The sequence below is a fragment of the Ensifer adhaerens genome (assembly GCF_001270265.1).
In the GTDB taxonomy this organism is placed as follows: Bacteria; Pseudomonadota; Alphaproteobacteria; order Rhizobiales; family Rhizobiaceae; genus Ensifer; species Ensifer adhaerens_B.
Map to the genome: position 1 here is coordinate 24579 of NZ_LGAP01000011.1, position 16947 is coordinate 41525.

Genomic DNA, 16947 nt, shown 5'->3' on the forward strand with positions numbered 1-16947 from the left:
GGCGGCGCCATCATCTTGCAGCGTTCTTGCTAAGCTTTCTGAGTCTAGGGCTCTATCCAATTGCGCACCAAGTAGTCGCCAAACAAAGGCACTGTGAAATCGATATCTCCATAGGAAGGGCTATAGATCATTCCCTTCTTGATGATACTTGCCCGCATTGGCCCCAGCTTGTTAGGTGGCTCTTTCATCATCTCCGCAACGTCGCCTGACTTGTAGGGCCCGTTGCCCAGCTTAGCCATGGCGCATACGTACTCACGTTCCCGCGGCGTCAGGCGATCAAAACGAACTCTGAAGAATCCGTCGTCTAGTCGCCGCAAAGCCTTCTGTGAAGACTGGTCAACGTCTGCGGCATCTATTGGCGAGTGATCTGCCGTATTCCATGCCTGATAGCCCCATTCTTGAAGGAAATATGGGTAGCCGCGCGTCTTCGCGACGATGGCATGCAATGCGTCGACCGCGATCCGCTCGCCTTCTACCTCAATAGGATTTTTGATCGCTAGCTCGGCCGACTTTTGATCAAGTGCGCCGACCGAGGGATAAGAGAATAGCCGTTCCGCATAGGACTTTGCATCACCGGAAAGTGCGGCCACCTGAGGTAGGCCGGCGCCGAAGAACAAGACAGGAAGCCCCTTTTGGTTTGTCCGATGAATGGCGACAATCAATGCGCCGTAATCCTTTTCGCCAATGTACTGGATTTCATCGATCAAAAGGGTCCAACCGCGCCCCGCTGCTTTTGCTGCCTCACCGACTCTGACGAAGAGTTCAGCAAGATCATATTCAATGTTTCCGCTATCAGCAGTCCCCATCTCGGGGTCAACGGACAAGGCAAAGTCCCCCATTTCAACTTTGAATATCGAGGCGAAACTACGGAGCGCTCTCATCGCGCTAAAGGCAGTAGCTTTCGCCTGCTCAATTACGCTGAGCTTGCGAAGAACCTGGTGGATGCGGGGATATAGGAGGACCGGAAGAGGAATCCCTTCCGGCGCTTCAATCATCGAAGTTAAGTGCCCATGGTCATTGGCGATCTGCTCGATTTTGTTTAGCAACACCGTTTTTCCGACACCGCGAAGACCAAGTAGTATTTGCGATTGGGTGGGCTTACCGAAAATGGCTCGCTGGACAGCGATACGCGCGTCCTGAAGAATCCTGTCACGACCGGCCAGTTCGGGGGGTTGCGATCCAGCTCCGGGGGCGAAAGGGTTGCGAACTTCATCCATGACTCATACCCGCTTTAGATAGATATAGCGTAAATACCCTATAAGTGATTATATGTAAATATAACTCCCTAGAAGCATCTAGATTCGCTGAGAGCCTGTGCTCAGCGTCGGTTAGCAAACTACCGATGGTCGGAAGGATGCCATCGCATGGGCCGCGAAGACGCTCAACCGGCTGAAGCGAAGATACTCCCTCGCCAATGTGACCGAGCCAGCCACTCCCACGATCATAAACCACTACTCTCATCCTGCAGTTTCCGCTCTGGTGGTACACGATGCCGGCGATCCTGAAAGGCTGGGTGGACCGGGTCTATGCTTACGGATTGGCCTATGGTGTTGGCGAGCACAGCGACACCTATTGGGGTGAGCGGTTTGGTGAGGGGACGTTCAAGGGCAAGCGGGCGATGCTGATCGTCACCACCGGCGGATGGCAGGAGCACTACTCGGCTCGCGGGGTCAACGGGCCGATCGACGACCTGCTGTTCCCCATCAACCACGGCATCCTCTACTATCCCGGATATGACGTGCTGCCACCTTTTGTGGCCTATCGGGTCGATCGCATCGGCGAAGCCGGCTTCGAGGATGTGGCGGAGCGCCTGCGCGAGCGCATGAGGACACTTTCGACCACACCGCCTATTCCCTACCGACGTCAGAACGGTGGCGACTACCTGATCCCAAGCCTCGAGCTACGTCCAGACCTCGCCAATCCGAGTGACCGCGGCTTCGCCCTCCACATCGATCGGCAATATGCAGCCGAGTAGCCGTGCAGCATTGCAGATGAAATTTGCAGAAGCGGCTCCACTGGCTCTTGCGCATCGCCAGCGAACCGTTTCCCGGTCTGATCGGGAAACGGATGGCGGACGGAACTCCGGCCTCAGCCTTGTGGCGCCGAACGGCCACACGCCGCGTTGCATTTACGGCGACGGTTGCCGGGTTCAGGACGCTGGCTGCTACTCAGGACAAGGTAGGTCGGCTGTCTACGGCTTGGCGTCGTCCCAGCCGGCGATCTCAGGCAACATCGATATCTGTCCTGGAAAAGTCATCGCCTTCGAACAGAAGCGGCACATGCTGGGACTTCGCACAAGCGTAGGCGAAACAATCGCCGAAATTCAGCCGCGCCGGATGGCCGACAAAGCGACCATAGTTGCGTGCCGCCTCAATCGCTGCACGGTGCAGGGATCCGCTGATAGGCATTTCTTGCCCATCGATTGCTTCAAGGAATTGGTCAACACTCTCCTGCGCCAGTTCGATGATATCCGGTGGCGTTGGAGCCTGGTCGCCGTTGTGCGAGATGGCAATGATACGTGCCAGGCTGATCACCGCTTCGAACACAGCAAGTGACGAATAAAAGATTGGCGTCTTTGACATCTCGATTTTGGCGAGATGATAACCAGCATCTTCCTCGCCGGCCAACACCGCCACGATCACAGAGGCGTCCAGAAACATCAGAGTTCCCACATCTCGTCGGTGAAGCGCTTCATGTCAAAGTTGGGCTTGTTCGACCCCATACGCGCCCTGAACTTGCCTTGAATTTTCGCGACGCGCTCGCGTAACGGCACTTCTTGCCGGATGCGATCGAGTTCATGCTGCAAGGCGCGCCGAACGGCCTCTGTCTTGTTAGGAGCCTTGGACAGCTTCTGTGGCAAATGACGCGAGAACGTTCGCGATTCGCGCACCAACCGGAAACGGCAGAGGGCCCCATGGCGAGCCCACTCGCGCCGCGAGCGGCAAGCAACAGCCTAAGATTTCGTAAACACTGCGGTTCATTTTTCGCATTGAGGACTTGATGTCAGCTTAATGTCAGCTTTCTATGATGGCTTAGCAGTCGCTGGCGCCCCGTGGAGGCGGGCCCGCCGGTTGCGTCTGGGAGGAAGTCACCAATCCGGTCAGCGACAAGGGTCCTTTGGGCACCGTCGCCTCTTCCCGTTCGCACGCAGAAACAACGTGCGCGTGGAAAATCGCGCCTCATGGAGGACTGACCTTGAAACACTTTTTCCTGGCATCCATTCTCGCCGGCGCAATGGCGCTGCCGGCCTATGCGGCTGACTACACCATCATCGCTCCGGCAAATCCGGGCGGCGGCTGGGATCAGACCGCTCGTTCGCTCCAGACCGTCCTGCAGCAGGAAGGCATCTCCGGCAACGTACAGGTCCAGAACGTACCGGGCGCCGGCGGCACAATCGGTCTCGCTCAGTTCGCAAGCCAGCAGAAGGGCAACCCGAACGCGCTCATCGTCGGCGGATACGTCATGGTCGGCGCGATCCTGACCAACAAGTCGCCGGTCACCCTCAAGGATGTCACCCCGATCGCACGCCTCACCGGCGAATATGAAGCGATCGTCGTTCCGGCTGCTTCCGAGATCAAGACGATGGCTGACCTCGTCGAAGCCCTCAAGAAGGATCCGGGCGCGGTTTCCTGGGCTGGCGGCTCTGCCGGCGGCACCGACCACATCGCCGTTGGCCTGATCGCCAAGGCAGCCGGCGTTGACCCGACCAAGATCAACTACATTGCCTACTCCGGCGGCGGCGAAGCCCTTGCAGCCATCCTCGGCAGCCAGGTTACGGCCGGCATCTCCGGCTACGGCGAGTTCGAAGCCCAGGTCAAGGCCGGAACGCTGCGCCTGATCGCGGTTTCGAGCGGCGAGCGCATCGCCGGCATCGACGCTCCGACGCTGAAGGAATCCGGCCTCGATGTCGTCGTTGAAAACTGGCGCATGGTTGCAGCGGCTCCCGGCCTCACCGACGAGCAGAAGGCGGCCGTTTCGGCCGACGTCGAAAAGCTTGCCAAGTCGGCCGGCTGGCAGGAGGTCCTGAAGACCAAGGGCTGGCAGGATAGCTACCTTGCAGGTGACGCATTCGCCGCCCAGCTCGAAAAGGACGTTGCGGCCACCGAAGGCGTCCTCAAGGACATTGGACTGGTGAAATGACCAAGGGGCTCAACCCTTCCACCACAACGCGTCGCCCGGATCGGGCGGCGCTCTTCATCGCGGCCGTGCTTGCCGCTATCGCTGGCCTCATTTTCTGGGACGTGTCGCGCCTGGCAGGCGCTGCCGGTTACTCCCAGGTCGGACCGACGACGGTCCCCTACGCGATCGCCTGCTGTCTCGCCGGCCTTTCGGTCTGGACGGTCTTCGAAGCCCTCCGGAACGACTTTCCCGAGCGCGAGCGTCAGGAGTTCGGTCCAGTATTCTGGATCGTCGCGGGCCTTGTCGCACAGATGCTGCTGTTGAACGTCGCCGGATTTTCGATCGCCACCGGTATTCTTTTTGCGCTCACCGCACGCGGTTTCGGCAAACGCAAGCTCTGGTTCTCTTTGCCTGTCGGCATCGCGCTCTGTTTTGCCGTGTGGGTGATCTTCGCCAAGCTCCTGCAACTGTCGCTACCCGCAGGGCCGCTTGAACGCCTGTTCTTCTAAGAGGGCCGACGACCATGGCTACTTTTGATTTCCTGTTGCAGGGATTGTGGGTTGCTGCCCAGCCGATGAACCTGCTTTATGCGCTGATCGGCGTGACGCTCGGGACCGCCGTCGGCGTGCTTCCCGGCATCGGCCCCGCCTTGACCGTCGCCCTTTTGCTTCCAGTCACCTACCGGCTCGATCCGGCCGGTTCGCTGATTATGTTCGCTGGCATTTATTACGGCGGCATGTATGGCGGCTCGACCACCTCGATCCTGCTCAACACACCGGGTGAAAGCGCTTCGATCGTCACCGCGCTCGAAGGCAACAAGATGGCCCGCGCCGGACGGGGCGGACCTGCGCTTGCGACCGCGGCCATCGGCTCATTCGTTGCCGGCCTGATCGCGACGCTCGGCCTTGCGTTCATCGCCCCCTATATCGTCAAGCTGGCCCTGGTTTTCGGCCCGCGTGAATATTTCGCGCTGATGGTTCTCGCCTTCGTGACGGTGTCGTCAGCGTTCGGCGATTCCACGCTTCGTGGCCTGACCGCACTCTTCGTCGGCCTGGCGCTTTCCGTCGTCGGCATCGATCAGCTGACCGGCCAGACGCGCCTTTCCTTCGGCGTCCCGGAACTGCTTGACGGTATCGAGGTCACCACGCTTGCCGTGGCGATGTTCGCGATCGGCGAAACGCTGTTCATTGCGGCGCAAGGCGACAAGGGGCCGGACAAGGTCGAGGCCGTACGCGGCTCGGTCTGGATGAGCAAACTCGACTGGGCACGCTCGTGGAAGCCCTGGCTGCGCGGCACCTTCATCGGTTTTCCGATCGGCGCCATGCCGGCCGGTGGCGCTGAAATCGGCACTTTCCTGTCCTATGCGACAGAAAAGCGCCTGGCCAAGCATCCGGAAGAATTCGGTAACGGCGCCATCGAAGGTGTGGCCGGTCCGGAAGCTGCCAACAATGCATCGGCTGCCGGCACGCTCGTTCCACTCTTGACGCTCGGCCTGCCGACGACCGCGACCGCCGCGATCATGCTCGCCGGCTTCCAGCAATATGGTCTGCAGCCCGGACCGCTGTTGTTTGCAACCAACCCTCAGCTCGTCTGGGGTCTGATCGCCAGCCTCTTGATTGCCAACTTCATGCTGCTGGTCCTGAACCTTCCGCTGATCGGCCTTTGGGTTAAGTTGCTGACCATCCCGAAGCCGTGGCTCTATGCAGGCATTCTGCTGTTTGCGACGCTTGGCACCATCGGCGCCAACCCGTCGGTCTACGAGCTGGGCATGCTGCTCGCCTTCGGCCTGCTCGGCTATGCCATGCGTATGTTCGGCTATCCGATCGCACCTGTTGTCGTCGGTCTCATCCTTGGGCCGCTCGCCGAGCAGCAGCTCCGCCGTGCGCTCGCGATCAGCCAGGGGGACGTCAGCGTGCTCTTCACCTCGCCGATCGCCGCCGTACTGCTGGTCATCGCTGCGGCTGCGCTGATCGTTCCACTGATCCTCAGGGCTCGCGGACGCGGCCAAGTGCTGGCGCAGCTTGCAGCCAACGAAGACTAAGAAAGCCCTACAGCGCCACGCGCCTGTTCAGGCGCGCGGCGCTGTAACATTTTGATCTTCTGCATAATTTTGTCCCTAAATCGATTCTGATTTAGGGGATTATGCAGGAGCCTCCCAAGGCTCAATTAGCAGGCCCGGTCGATCGACTATCGACCGGGTCTGCTTCCGTTGCATGGCTGCAGTGACTAATTGTGCATTGCAAAAAGACCTGGCAAACCCCATCTTTTGCTCATCAGAGAGAAAACGAAAGCGAGCAAAGAGATGGCTACCACAACTTACCGCAAGGGTTTCATCGGCCGCGCATTCGCAGTTCTCGGCGCCGCTAGCGCCGCTGCCGCTGCTGTCGAAGGCCACCGCCGCCCGAAAGCAAGCGATCTGCGCACCCTCGGCATCGATCCGGCCAATTTCCCGGACGCACGCCGCAGCTAACAGAGATTTCCAGCGCCCGTCACGACAGGGCGCCTTATCCTCCCAAGGATGAAACGGCTCGACCTCGAGAGAGGACGGGCCGTTATTTTTTGGCCAATCGACCCTACTAGCGTCCCGTGGCCATCCGCATCAAGTCGCGCATGCGCTGCCGCAGGATGCGCCCCCACGGCACCTCGGCATCAATTGCCCGGTAGCCGGCCTGCGTCAGCGAAAAGCGGACGCTGCCGTCGATCTCGCGTCTTGTGATGTACTGCATGTTCAAGGCACGAAAGACCGCGGCGTGAAGCTCTTGCGGCCAATCGATATCATCGGCCGGCACCCGATGGGCGCCTGCTCGGTAAACCTCTTCCAAAACCCGCTGCAGATCACCTGAAATCATCCCCCGTTATCCCGGGACGAAGGCAGTTTGGCAATGCCGGCGGCCGTCGTTGCTGGCTTTCGGCTGCAAAAAGGCCCCGGCGCGATCGCACGGGGCCTTTCAAGAAGTATGTGTGGTTGAGCTGCTTATGCCTCGACGTGGGCCCGTTGATGGCTCACTTCCCCGCTGGGTTCTGCCTCGCGTTCCCGCTTGTTGTAGCGGATGGAGGACCAGAGCGAGATACCGATCAGGGCAGCGCCGCCGAGGCCGGTGATCACTTCAGGAATGTGCACCAGCGTCTGGAAGTACATCACCACCGAGAGGATCAGGATCGCGTAGAACGCGCCGTGTTCCAGGTAGCGGTACTCGTTGAGCGTGCCCTTCTCCACCAGCATGATTGTCATCGAGCGCACATACATCGCGCCGATGCCAAGGCCGATGGCGATGACGAAGAGGTTCTGCGTCAAGGCGAAGGCGCCGATGACACCGTCGAACGAGAAGCTCGCATCAAGCACTTCCAGGTAAAGGAAGGCACCGAAGCCGCCCTTTGCCGCAGCACTCAACGTCTGCTGCGATGCGTCGAGCAAACCTCCGACCACCTCGACGACGAGGAAGGTCAGCAAGCCGTAGATACCCGAATAAACGAAGGTATGTGCCTCGGCGGGATCGAGCAGGGTCGAGAAACCAAGGATAAGCGCCAGCACGAAGGCAATTTCGATGCCCTTGATCGTGGCGAAACGCGCCATCTTGCTTTCGACCCAGTGGATCCAGTGCACGTCCTTCTCATGGTCGAAGAAGTAGGTGAGGCCCACCATCATCAGGAAGGTACCGCCGAAGGCGGCGATCGGCAGGTGCGCATCATTCATGATGCGGGCATATTCTTCGGGCTTGGTCGCTGCCAGAACGATCGCATCGATCGGGCCGATGCTCGCCGCGATAACGACGATGAGCAGCGGAAAGACGATGCGCATGCCGAAGACGGCGATGATGATACCCCAGGTCAGGAAGCGGTGCTGCCATTCCGGGGTCATGTCCTTCAGCTTGTTGGCGTTGACGATCGCGTTGTCGAAGGACAGCGAAATTTCGAGAACGGCCAAAACGGTGCAGATGAAGAACACCGTGGCCATGCCGCCGAGCGTGCCGGTCGACTGCCAGCCGAGCCAGGCGCCAAGCACAAGGCCGATCGCCGTGACGATGAAGGCCCACTTGAAATAACCAACTGCGCTTGTGTGCGTTTGAGGCTGCGTCATCGACGGACCTCCTTCGCGCGCACGACACCCGGTTCGGAGAAAAAGTGAGATTTGGAAACGAGAACGCGCACGGCCGAAAGGGCACATGCGTTAGGCATGAAATCAGTTTTCATGGTAGCTAATCCGCCGGCTAATTTGCTGGCGGTACCGACATCACGAGAGCGCCGTAAAACTCTCGCCAGAGGGGCCCGGCACCAGTGTTCATCCCGTGGTCCGATGTCTGGACGGCAGGATCACCCCTTAAGTAGCAGCGCCGCGCGTTACGTCAAGAGGCAACGCCATCTCCCACAGGTCGATCTGGCATTCCATGATCGAAATCAGGCAAGCGGATTGAGGTCGGCGCAGCGGGATTCATTCGTAAAACTTATCGTCCCATACGAAGAGCGCGATGGATCGGCGCGCGGGAATATGTAAAAGGCACGGGAACACGTTTGAAAGCCGCTCCCATGACCATACTGACCGCCTCTGCAACCGCTCCGAACGCTGCTCGGACAGGTGTCATCATCATGCTTCTCGGCATGTTGATGTTCTCGCTGAACGACGTCATGGGCAAATGGCTGGTGGCGACCTATTCCGTCAGCCAGTTGATGGTGATCCGCAGCATCGCGGCACTGCTCGTGCTTTCGCCCTTCATCCTGAAGCGCGGGCTGCGCTCGATGTTGCGCGTCGAGCGGCCTTGGCTCCAGGCGCTGCGCTCGCTGCTTTTTGCCGTAGATGCATCGGCCTTCTATTTCGCCGTCGCCTACATGCCGCTTGCAGACACCATGACCTATTGGCTGGCAGCGCCGATCTATGTTGCCGCCGCCTCGCCGTTCCTGCTCGGCGAGAAGGTCGGCTGGCGACGCTGGACGGCAATCCTCGTCGGTTTTGCCGGCGTCGTGATCGCGCTCGAGCCGTCGAAGGACACTTTCAGCCTGCCGGCCCTGATTGCCCTTGTCGGCAGCGCCGCCTTTGCCTTTGCGCTAATGCTCGGTCGAACGCTGCGCTCGACCCCGGATACGACGCTGGTCTGCTGGCAGGTCATCGGCGCGCTCGTCTTTTCGCTTGTAGGCGTCGTCGCCAACCCTTCCGGCTGGGCGCCTGTCGATGGCGAGGCGATCCTTCAACTCGGTATGCTGGGCATCGTTGCGATGCTGGCGCACATTCTGGTCAACCGCGCACTGAAACTCGCGGACGCTGCAACGGTGGTACCGCTGCAATACACGCTCCTCCTTTGGGCCGTCGTCTTCGGCTGGTGGTTCTTCGGCGACATGCCGCGCCCGACCGTCATCATCGGCGCCGGGCTGATCGTCACTTCGGGCCTCTTCATCTTCTTCCGCGAACAGCAGTTGAAGAAGCGCGGCCGAAACGTTTAGCCGCCGGCCAGCAATCGGAACCTTGGGAGCAGCGTTTCCACCTCCCTCGTCCTCTGATACTTCGCACGCGTCTCAAAGCTGAAGGAGGCTCACTTGGCCAAAGCGATCCATTCGATGATCCGGGTTCTCGACGAACAGAAATCCCTGGATTTCTACGGCGCTGCATTCGGGCTTTCCGTCGCCGAACGGCTCGATTTCGAAGCCTTCACGCTCGTCTATCTCAGCAATGATGAGAGCGAATTCGAACTCGAACTGACGATCAACAAGGATCGCACCGAACCCTATGCGCTCGGCGACGGCTACGGTCACCTCGCCCTGTCGGTGAGCGACCTCGACAGCGAGCACAAGCGATTGACCGAGGCTGGGCTTGGCCCGAACAAGATCGTCGAATTCAATCGCGACGGTGCGCTTCTGGCACGGTTCTTCTTCATTACCGATCCGGACGGCTACAAGATCGAGGTCCTGCAACGTCACGGCCGGTACAAGTGATCGTCTGACGGCGATCACAATCAATCAAAACAATACCGATTATCGCGCCTATCTATTTCGCTTATAGGCCGGCCGGATCTAGTGTTCTCCGGAAGCATCAAGAATGATGCGCCAACAAGGGGAACACGGATGAAGACGCAGATTGCAGCAATCATGCTGGCTGTCATGGCGACGGCAACGTCGGCCGGGGCCGCAGACAAGATCAAGATTGGCACCGAAGGCGCCTATCCTCCTTTCAACTTCGTCGATTCCGCCGGCAAGATCGGCGGCTTCGATGTCGACATCGGGCTGGCGCTCTGCGAGCGCATGAAGGCGGACTGCGAGGTTGTCGCGCAGGACTGGGACGGCATCATTCCCGGTCTGCTCGCCAAGAAATACGATCTCATCATCGCGTCGATGTTCATCACCGAAGAGCGAAAGAAGCAGGTCGCATTCACCAATCCCTATTATCTTGCGGCAATGACGCATGTCGCGCCGAAGGGCGCCGGCATCACCGCCTTTACCAATGAGGCCCTCAAGGGCAAGGTGATCGGTGCCCAGTCGGGCACCACCCAGGCGGATTTCATCGCTGCTACCTATCCGGACGCCGAGATCAAGCTCTATCCGACCCAGGATGAAGCCAATCTCGACATGGTCAACGGCCGTCTCGACCTGCAGGTCGGCGACATGCTGCCGCTCCTGGATTGGGTGACGAAGAACGACGACGGCAAGGCCTGCTGCGAAATCATCGGCGAACCGATCACCGACAAGAAGTTCGTCGGCGATGGCGTCGGCATTGCCGTTCGCCAGGACGACAACGAGCTGCGCGAGAAACTCAACAAGGCGCTCGACGAAATCCGCGCCGACGGCACCTACAAGAAGATCAACGACAAATACTTCACTATCGACGTCTATACGATGAAGTAGACAGATCGGCTGCGACCGACCGCCACCAGGGCGGTCGGTGCTAGGACAGGGTCGGTGATCGGCGGCGACTGGCTTGAAGCCGGGACCATCGACGGTCGCCAGATATCCCTCCCCCACCATGGGCGCGTCATCATCCGCCGCGGCGCCGTCATCCAGAGTAACACGAGTGGCGATTGGGGAATGTACGGCCGCGACACGGAAATTGGCGCCCACACCGTGATCGACAATTTGGTGCAGGTTGCCCACAACGTCCGTATAGGCCAGGGATGCCAGATCACCGCCTGTTGCCTTCTCGCCGGCTCGACCATCATCAAGGATGGCGCTCGGATTGGGCCAAATGCGACGGTTTCGAACGGGCTCCGTATCGGGCGGCACGCGAGGGTGACGTTGGGAGCAGTTGTCACGCGCGACGTTGCGGACGGCGGACACGTAACCGGCAATTTCGCCGTCCCGCATGAGCGCTTCCTTGATCAGCTTCGGCAGGTGCGCTGACACACTCCTCTGCTAGACGCGTTCCGTAACTTCAATCGGTCACGACGTCTCCAGCGATACGCGCCGGCGTTCCCCACGCCTTCTTTTCGGCCGGGATGTCGCTGTTGACGAAGGACATTGCACCGATGACAGCGCGATCACCGATCGTCACGCCCTTGGCGATGATGGCGTTTGGACCGATATAGACGCCGTGGCCAATGGTCGTCGGAGCATAATCGATCGGTGCCTGGCCAAGCGTGACGCTCCTTTGAACAGTGTCATGCGAGTAGATCTGAACGCCGGCCGAGATAGAACAATGGTCTCCGATCGCCAGGCCACCAGAACCATCAAGAATGGTGTTCGGGCCGATCCAGGTGTGAGCGCCGACTTTGACGTCGCCAAGGATCAAAACATTGTCGTAACAGGATGTCCCCTCGCCGAGGCCATACTCACGTGCGTTCTCCCAGCGATCGGTAAGGAGATCCCCGAGAGAGACACGCCGTTTGAACTTTTCGAGCTTCTCCTTCTGCAAGGCAGCTTGCAGCACTCTTAGAGCATTGAACACCAGGCTCCCCCTGACCAATCCGCAATACCTGCACCCTAATTTCCCTGCGGTGGAAACAACAGGCAAGATTGCCCGGCTCCGAGAGTTATACCCACGTCAGGCCCAAGCAAGCTTTCCTCGCAATATGAACCTACGCGGTTGCTTGAGAGGAATCAGCATGGTCAGGGTCGCACTTTGCGGGATGGGGTATTGGGGACGGAATCTTTTTCGGGTGCTGTCGAGCAACTCCGGCATAGAACTCGTCGCCGTCGTCGATCCGAAACCGGAGCTCGCAGACAGGCTCCGCCAATCGCACCCGCAGATCGTGGTTCACGCCGACGCCAGCGCCGTCATGGCCGATCCGACGATCGACGCAGTGGTCATCGCGACACCGGTATTTTCACATTACGACCTAGCGCGCGCAGCCCTGGAAGCCCGCAAACATGTCATGGTCGAAAAACCGATGTGCGCGTCGAGCGCCGAGGCGAGTGACCTTGTCGCACGCGCCGAGGCTTACGGGTTGACCTTGATGGTCGACCACACCTTCCTTTTCCACCCGGCGGTCCTGAAGCTGGCGGAACTCGTCCACTCCGGAGCGCTAGGTCACGTTTCCTATTTCGACTCACAGCGCATCAATCTCGGTCTGTTCCAGCCGGATGTGAACGTTCTCTGGGACCTCGCGCCGCACGATCTGTCGATCCTCGATTTCCTCTTCGGCATCGAACCGGTCGATGTCGAGGCCACGGGCTACTGCCACGTCAACCAGGGGTCGCCTGATATCAGCTACCTGACGCTGCATTATCCCAATTCGATGGTGGCTCATCTCAATCTGAGCTGGATGTCGCCGGTGAAGCTTCGCCGCGTCGCGATCGGTGGCAGCGAGCAGATGGTCGTCTGGGATGATCTCAATCGAGACGAGCCGCTAAAAATCTACGATTCCGGCATCACGTTCCATTCGAAGCAGGAACGGGATCTCATCCTGCCGAACTACCGGATTGGATCCGTTTCCTCGCCACGGCTTGCAGCGTCCGAGCCGCTTGTCGATGTCGTCGAACACTTCCGGCAGTCCATCACGAAACAAGTCACCTGCAAGACAGACGGGCGCCTTGGCCTGCGCGTCGTGCGCACCCTGGAGCGCGCGCAAGCCGCACTCGACCTTAGCCTTCGTCGCGTCCGTGGGTTCATGCCTGCTTCAATCAACGCTGTAGCCGCGGAATAAACCAATGCAGAACACATCGTCCAAGACCGTCAACACCCTAAATGGCAAGCGCATCCTGGTCACAGGAGGAGCCGGCTTTGTCGGCTCGCATATAGTCGATCAACTGATGCAGCAAGACGTGGCAAAGGTCGTCGTCATCGACAACATGGTGCGCGGTAGGCTCGCCAACCTTGCATCAGTTGCCCACCCCGATCGCCTCGAAGTCATCAACGCGGACATTCGCGATCGTGACCTGCTCGACAGGCTGATCGGCAACAGCGACGTCGTGTTCCATCAGGCAGCCCTTCGCATCACCCATTGCGCTGCCGAACCGCGCCACGCCTTCGAAGTGATGGGTCAATCGACATTCGATCTCATCGAAGCCTGCGTGAAGCACCGCGTCGAAAAGCTCATCGCCGCCTCTTCTGCCTCGATCTATGGGCTTGCACCGGAGTTCCCGACGACGGAGGCCGCAGCGCCCTATGCTGACCGGACGCTCTATGGCGGGCTCAAGCTCCTCAACGAAAGCCTGCTTCGCTCGTTCAACGACATGTTCGGCCTGAACTACTGCGCCCTGCGCTATTTCAATGTCTATGGCACGCGCATGGATATCCACGGTCGCTACACCGAGGTGCTTATCCGCTGGATGGAGCGTATCGCCGCCGGACAGGCACCGATCATTTTCGGCGACGGCCTGCAGACGATGGACTTCATCGATGTTCGTGACGTTGCACGCGCCAATATCGCAGCAGCACTCTCCCCGGCGTCCGATCAGGTCTACAACGTGGCTTCTGGCGAGGAAGTGTCGCTCAAGCAACTCGCCGATGCGCTGCTGAAGACCATGGGACGACTAGATCTGTCGATCGAATATATGCCGGCTCGAAGCGTCAATCCGGTCGAGCGGCGTCTCGCCGACCCAACCAAGGCAAAAGAACAGCTCCGCTTCGAAGCGACGATCAGCCTTGAGCAGGGACTGTCCGATCTTGTCGCGTGGTGGCAGCAGGAACGTGCGCTCGCGATGGAGGCAGCACAATGATCCCGCTGATGCGTCCTCTTGTCGGCCAGGCCGAAGCCGAAGCCGTTGCCGCGGTCATCGCCTCCGGCTGGCTGACGCAGGGCCCACAGGTTCTTGCCTTCGAAAACGAATTTGCAGCCATGACGGGTGCTGCATATGCCTGCGCCGTATCGAACTGCACAACGGCCCTGCATCTGGCGTTGCTTGCGGTCGGCGTCGGGCCGGGTGACGAAGTCATCACCGTCAGCCACAGCTTCATTGCCACGGCCAACTCCATTCACATGTGCGGTGCAACGCCGGTTTTTGCCGATATTTGTCCCGACGGCTTCAATATCGACCCGAGCGCAATCGCCGCGCTCATCACCCCGCGCACGAAGGCAGTGCTATGCGTCGATCAGATCGGCATGCCCTGCGACCTTCCCGCGATTTGCGAGGTCGCCCGCGCCCATGGTCTGCGGGTGGTTGAAGATGCGGCCTGTGCGAGCGGTGCGGAAATCCAGGCCAACGGCACCTGGACCAAGCTCGGCGGCATATTCGCCGATGTCGCCTGCTTCTCATTCCATCCCCGCAAGATCCTGACCACAGGGGAAGGCGGAATGATTACGACGAACGACCCCGAAATTGACGCGCGCTGCCGTCTGCTTCGCCAGCACGGCATGAGCGTTTCGGATCTTGCCCGCCACAAGTCCAACCGCGTCGTGACCGAAACCTATGATGAATCCGGCTTCAACTACCGCATGACCGATATGCAAGCGGCGGTCGGGCGCGAGCAATTGAAGCGGGTGGACAGCATCGTTGCCGAGCGCCGTGCCTTGGCGAGACGTTACGCGGAGCAGATCAGCGAAATCGGCGGCATCGCCGTGCCGATCGAACCTGACTGGGCGCGCTCGAACTTTCAGAGCTACTGTGTCGGCCTGCCTGAAACAGCGGATCGTGACGGCGTCATGCAATCCATGCTGGACAAGGGCATCGCTACCCGCCGCGCGATCATGTCGAGCCATCTCGAAAAGCCCTGGCAAAACGCCCGTCACGGCGGGTTGGAACGATCGGAGAAGGTCAGTCGTACCCATCTCATTCTTCCACTGTTCAACAGCATGACGGAAGACGAGCAGGCGATCGTGGTCGAAGGCCTGAAGACGTCGCTTTCCGCACAAGGATTGAAGTGATGCCGATCGCCGACACTGTCTTCCTGGGTGAAAACGTCGTCATCTACCATCCGGATCTCGCAAACCTCTACGGCTGCAAGATCGGCGATGGCACACGTGTCGGCACATTCGTCGAGATCCAGTCGGACGTCGAGATCGGCGCAAACTGCAAGATCCAGTCGCATTGCTTCATCTGCTCGGGTGTCACGATCGAAGACGGCGTCTTTGTCGGGCATGGCGTGATGTTTACCAACGACCGCTACCCGCGCGCGATCAATGACGACGGCAGCCTGCAATCGGCAGCCGACTGGACCTGCCTGCCGACGCGTGTTTCCAAAGGCGCCTCGATCGGTAGCAACGCAACGATTCTGCCGGATCTCGTCATTGGTCAATACGCATTGGTGGCCGCGGGTGCCGTCGTGACGCGTAGCGTCCCGGACCACGCAATCGTCGCCGGCAATCCTGCCCGCATCGTCGGTTCAACTTCCCCTTCGCAACGGACATCCGAATGAACGCGCACGCCACAGTACCTTTCGTCGATCTCTCGATCCAGTGGAACCAGATCCGTGCCGACGTCATGCCCGACGTCGAGCGGCTGTTCGAGGCAAATGCCTTTTGCCTGGGGCCATGGGCCAGCGAGTTCGAAAGGCGCATCGCCGACTATCTCGGCGCGCGACATGCGGTTGCCGTCAGCAGCGGCAGCGCCGCCCTGCATCTCGCCGTCATTGCCGCCGGAATTCGCCGTGGTGACAAGGTCCTGGTGCCTGCCCATACGTTCATCGGTACGGTATGGGGCCTTCTCTACGAAGGTGCGATCCCGGTCTTCTGCGATGTGGACGCGGCCACCGGCACCATCGATCTCGCCGATGCCAAACGCCGGCTCGATGACGGCGTCAAGGCTATCATTCCGGTGCATCTCTACGGGCAGCCGGCCGACATGTCGGCGACGATGGAATTTGCTCGCCGCCACAACCTGACGGTCATCGAGGATGTGGCGCAAGCGATCGGCGCACGTCACGGCGGCCGCAGCCTCGGAACGATCGGCGATCTCGGTTGCTTCAGTTTCTACCCGGGCAAGAACCTAGGTGGGGCCGGCGAAGGCGGCCTTATCGTCACCAATGACGACGAGCACGCCAAAGCGCTGCGGGCGCTCAGGGATCATGGGCAGTCACAGCGATACCTGCACGAACGGATTGGCTACAACTACCGGATGGACGGCATCCAGGCGCTTGTCCTTGGCCACAAGCTCGGCCACCTCGACGCCTGGACGGATCAACGGCGCGCAATCGCCACGCGTTACAAGGACGCTCTGGTAGCAACGCCGTTAAAGCTGCCTGAGATCGTGCACGGCGACCATGTCTATCACCTCTATGTGGTGCGGACGGATCGCCGCGACGAGTTGAAGGCTTATCTCGATGGACACGGCATCCAGACGGGCCTGCACTACCCGATCCCGCTGCACCGGCAGCCGTGCCTGATCGAGATCGCTGCGGGGCAGTCGGACTTCCCTGTCGCCGAGGAATTCGCATCACAGGGTCTGTCGCTGCCGATGTTTGCGGGCATGCGCGCCGACCAGCAGAAACGCGTCATTGACGCCGTCCTTGCATTTTTCGACGGAGAGTGAGCC

The 16947-nt window shown here is 59.9% G+C and carries 19 protein-coding genes and 1 pseudogene; 14 read left to right on the forward strand and 6 right to left on the reverse strand.

The genetic code is table 11. The features are described 5' to 3' along the window. Positions 1-44 precede the first annotated feature (44 nt). The gene (locus tag AC244_RS17310) at positions 45-1217 is read right to left on the reverse strand and encodes an ATP-binding protein (RefSeq protein WP_053250071.1); all 1173 of its coding nucleotides are present in this window, start codon (positions 1215-1217) and stop codon (positions 45-47) included. 239 nt (positions 1218-1456) lie between these two features. On the opposite strand from AC244_RS17310, the pseudogene AC244_RS17315 reads away from it, so the two are divergent. Continuing rightward, positions 1457-1975, forward strand: a pseudogene (locus tag AC244_RS17315) (NAD(P)H-dependent oxidoreductase); the annotation flags it as partial. Between the two features lie 247 nt (positions 1976-2222). Here AC244_RS17315 and AC244_RS17320 read toward each other — a convergent pair. Both AC244_RS17320 and AC244_RS17325 read right to left on the reverse strand, forming a co-directional pair. Continuing rightward, positions 2223-2660 (reverse strand): type II toxin-antitoxin system VapC family toxin, encoded by a 438-nt coding sequence (locus AC244_RS17320; protein ID WP_053250072.1) that lies wholly within the window; start codon positions 2658-2660, stop codon positions 2223-2225. Continuing rightward, positions 2660-2890: a type II toxin-antitoxin system VapB family antitoxin gene (locus tag AC244_RS17325; RefSeq protein WP_321166228.1), complete on the reverse strand. Its 231-nt coding sequence runs from the start codon at positions 2888-2890 to the stop codon at positions 2660-2662. The genes AC244_RS17320 and AC244_RS17325 overlap by 1 nt, the downstream gene beginning before the upstream one ends. A gap of 305 nt (positions 2891-3195) precedes the next feature. On the opposite strand from AC244_RS17325, the gene AC244_RS17330 reads away from it, so the two are divergent. From AC244_RS17330 to AC244_RS37585, 4 genes are all read left to right on the forward strand, one after another. Beyond that, entirely contained in the window at positions 3196-4140 is a 945-nt protein-coding gene (locus AC244_RS17330) for a Bug family tripartite tricarboxylate transporter substrate binding protein (protein ID WP_053250074.1), read from the forward strand. Next, complete coding sequence (locus tag AC244_RS17335) at positions 4137-4628, forward strand: tripartite tricarboxylate transporter TctB family protein (protein WP_053250075.1); 492 nt, start codon at positions 4137-4139, stop codon at positions 4626-4628. Before AC244_RS17330 ends, AC244_RS17335 begins: the two co-directional genes overlap by 4 nt. Before the next feature lie 14 nt (positions 4629-4642). Next, positions 4643-6160 (forward strand): tripartite tricarboxylate transporter permease, encoded by a 1518-nt coding sequence (locus AC244_RS17340; protein ID WP_053250076.1) that lies wholly within the window; start codon positions 4643-4645, stop codon positions 6158-6160. A gap of 261 nt (positions 6161-6421) precedes the next feature. After that, on the forward strand, positions 6422-6589 hold the full coding sequence (locus AC244_RS37585) for a hypothetical protein (protein ID WP_139110098.1): 168 nt from the start codon (positions 6422-6424) through the stop codon (positions 6587-6589). A 106-nt stretch (positions 6590-6695) separates the two neighbouring features. Here the strand turns inward: AC244_RS37585 and AC244_RS17345 are convergent, their stop codons facing one another. Together AC244_RS17345 and AC244_RS17350 are read right to left on the reverse strand one after the other, a co-directional pair. After that, positions 6696-6968, reverse strand: a complete 273-nt coding sequence (locus AC244_RS17345; RefSeq protein WP_053250077.1) for a hypothetical protein — start codon at positions 6966-6968, stop codon at positions 6696-6698. Between the two features lie 125 nt (positions 6969-7093). Then, complete coding sequence (locus AC244_RS17350) at positions 7094-8197, reverse strand: DUF475 domain-containing protein (RefSeq protein ID WP_053250078.1); 1104 nt, start codon at positions 8195-8197, stop codon at positions 7094-7096. Positions 8198-8643: 446 nt separating this feature from the next. On the opposite strand from AC244_RS17350, the gene AC244_RS17355 reads away from it, so the two are divergent. From AC244_RS17355 to AC244_RS17370, 4 genes are all read left to right on the forward strand, one after another. After that, the gene (locus AC244_RS17355) at positions 8644-9552 is read left to right on the forward strand and encodes a DMT family transporter (RefSeq protein ID WP_053250079.1); all 909 of its coding nucleotides are present in this window, start codon (positions 8644-8646) and stop codon (positions 9550-9552) included. A gap of 93 nt (positions 9553-9645) precedes the next feature. Next, positions 9646-10041: a VOC family protein gene (locus AC244_RS17360; RefSeq protein WP_053250080.1), complete on the forward strand. Its 396-nt coding sequence runs from the start codon at positions 9646-9648 to the stop codon at positions 10039-10041. A 129-nt stretch (positions 10042-10170) separates the two neighbouring features. Further along, the gene (locus tag AC244_RS17365) at positions 10171-10947 is read left to right on the forward strand and encodes an ABC transporter substrate-binding protein (protein ID WP_053250081.1); all 777 of its coding nucleotides are present in this window, start codon (positions 10171-10173) and stop codon (positions 10945-10947) included. 54 nt (positions 10948-11001) lie between these two features. After that, positions 11002-11439: a hypothetical protein gene (locus AC244_RS17370; RefSeq protein ID WP_053250082.1), complete on the forward strand. Its 438-nt coding sequence runs from the start codon at positions 11002-11004 to the stop codon at positions 11437-11439. A 31-nt stretch (positions 11440-11470) separates the two neighbouring features. On the opposite strand, the gene AC244_RS17375 is transcribed toward AC244_RS17370, so the two are convergent. Next, entirely contained in the window at positions 11471-12049 is a 579-nt protein-coding gene (locus AC244_RS17375) for an acyltransferase (protein ID WP_234716961.1), read from the reverse strand. 91 nt (positions 12050-12140) lie between these two features. Between AC244_RS17375 and AC244_RS17380 the strand changes: the two genes are divergently transcribed. The 5 genes from AC244_RS17380 to AC244_RS17400 are packed head-to-tail and all read left to right on the forward strand — an operon-like array spanning position 12141 to position 16944. Then, the gene (locus AC244_RS17380) at positions 12141-13181 is read left to right on the forward strand and encodes a Gfo/Idh/MocA family protein (protein ID WP_053250083.1); all 1041 of its coding nucleotides are present in this window, start codon (positions 12141-12143) and stop codon (positions 13179-13181) included. Positions 13182-13185: 4 nt separating this feature from the next. Continuing rightward, on the forward strand, positions 13186-14196 hold the full coding sequence (locus AC244_RS17385) for an NAD-dependent epimerase/dehydratase family protein (protein WP_053250084.1): 1011 nt from the start codon (positions 13186-13188) through the stop codon (positions 14194-14196). Continuing rightward, entirely contained in the window at positions 14193-15341 is a 1149-nt protein-coding gene (locus AC244_RS17390; protein ID WP_053250085.1) for a DegT/DnrJ/EryC1/StrS family aminotransferase, read from the forward strand. The genes AC244_RS17385 and AC244_RS17390 overlap by 4 nt, the downstream gene beginning before the upstream one ends. Next, the gene (locus AC244_RS17395; protein WP_053250086.1) at positions 15341-15832 is read left to right on the forward strand and encodes an acyltransferase; all 492 of its coding nucleotides are present in this window, start codon (positions 15341-15343) and stop codon (positions 15830-15832) included. The genes AC244_RS17390 and AC244_RS17395 overlap by 1 nt, the downstream gene beginning before the upstream one ends. Further along, positions 15829-16944: a DegT/DnrJ/EryC1/StrS family aminotransferase gene (locus tag AC244_RS17400; protein ID WP_053250087.1), complete on the forward strand. Its 1116-nt coding sequence runs from the start codon at positions 15829-15831 to the stop codon at positions 16942-16944. Before AC244_RS17395 ends, AC244_RS17400 begins: the two co-directional genes overlap by 4 nt. Positions 16945-16947: the final 3 nt, after the last annotated feature.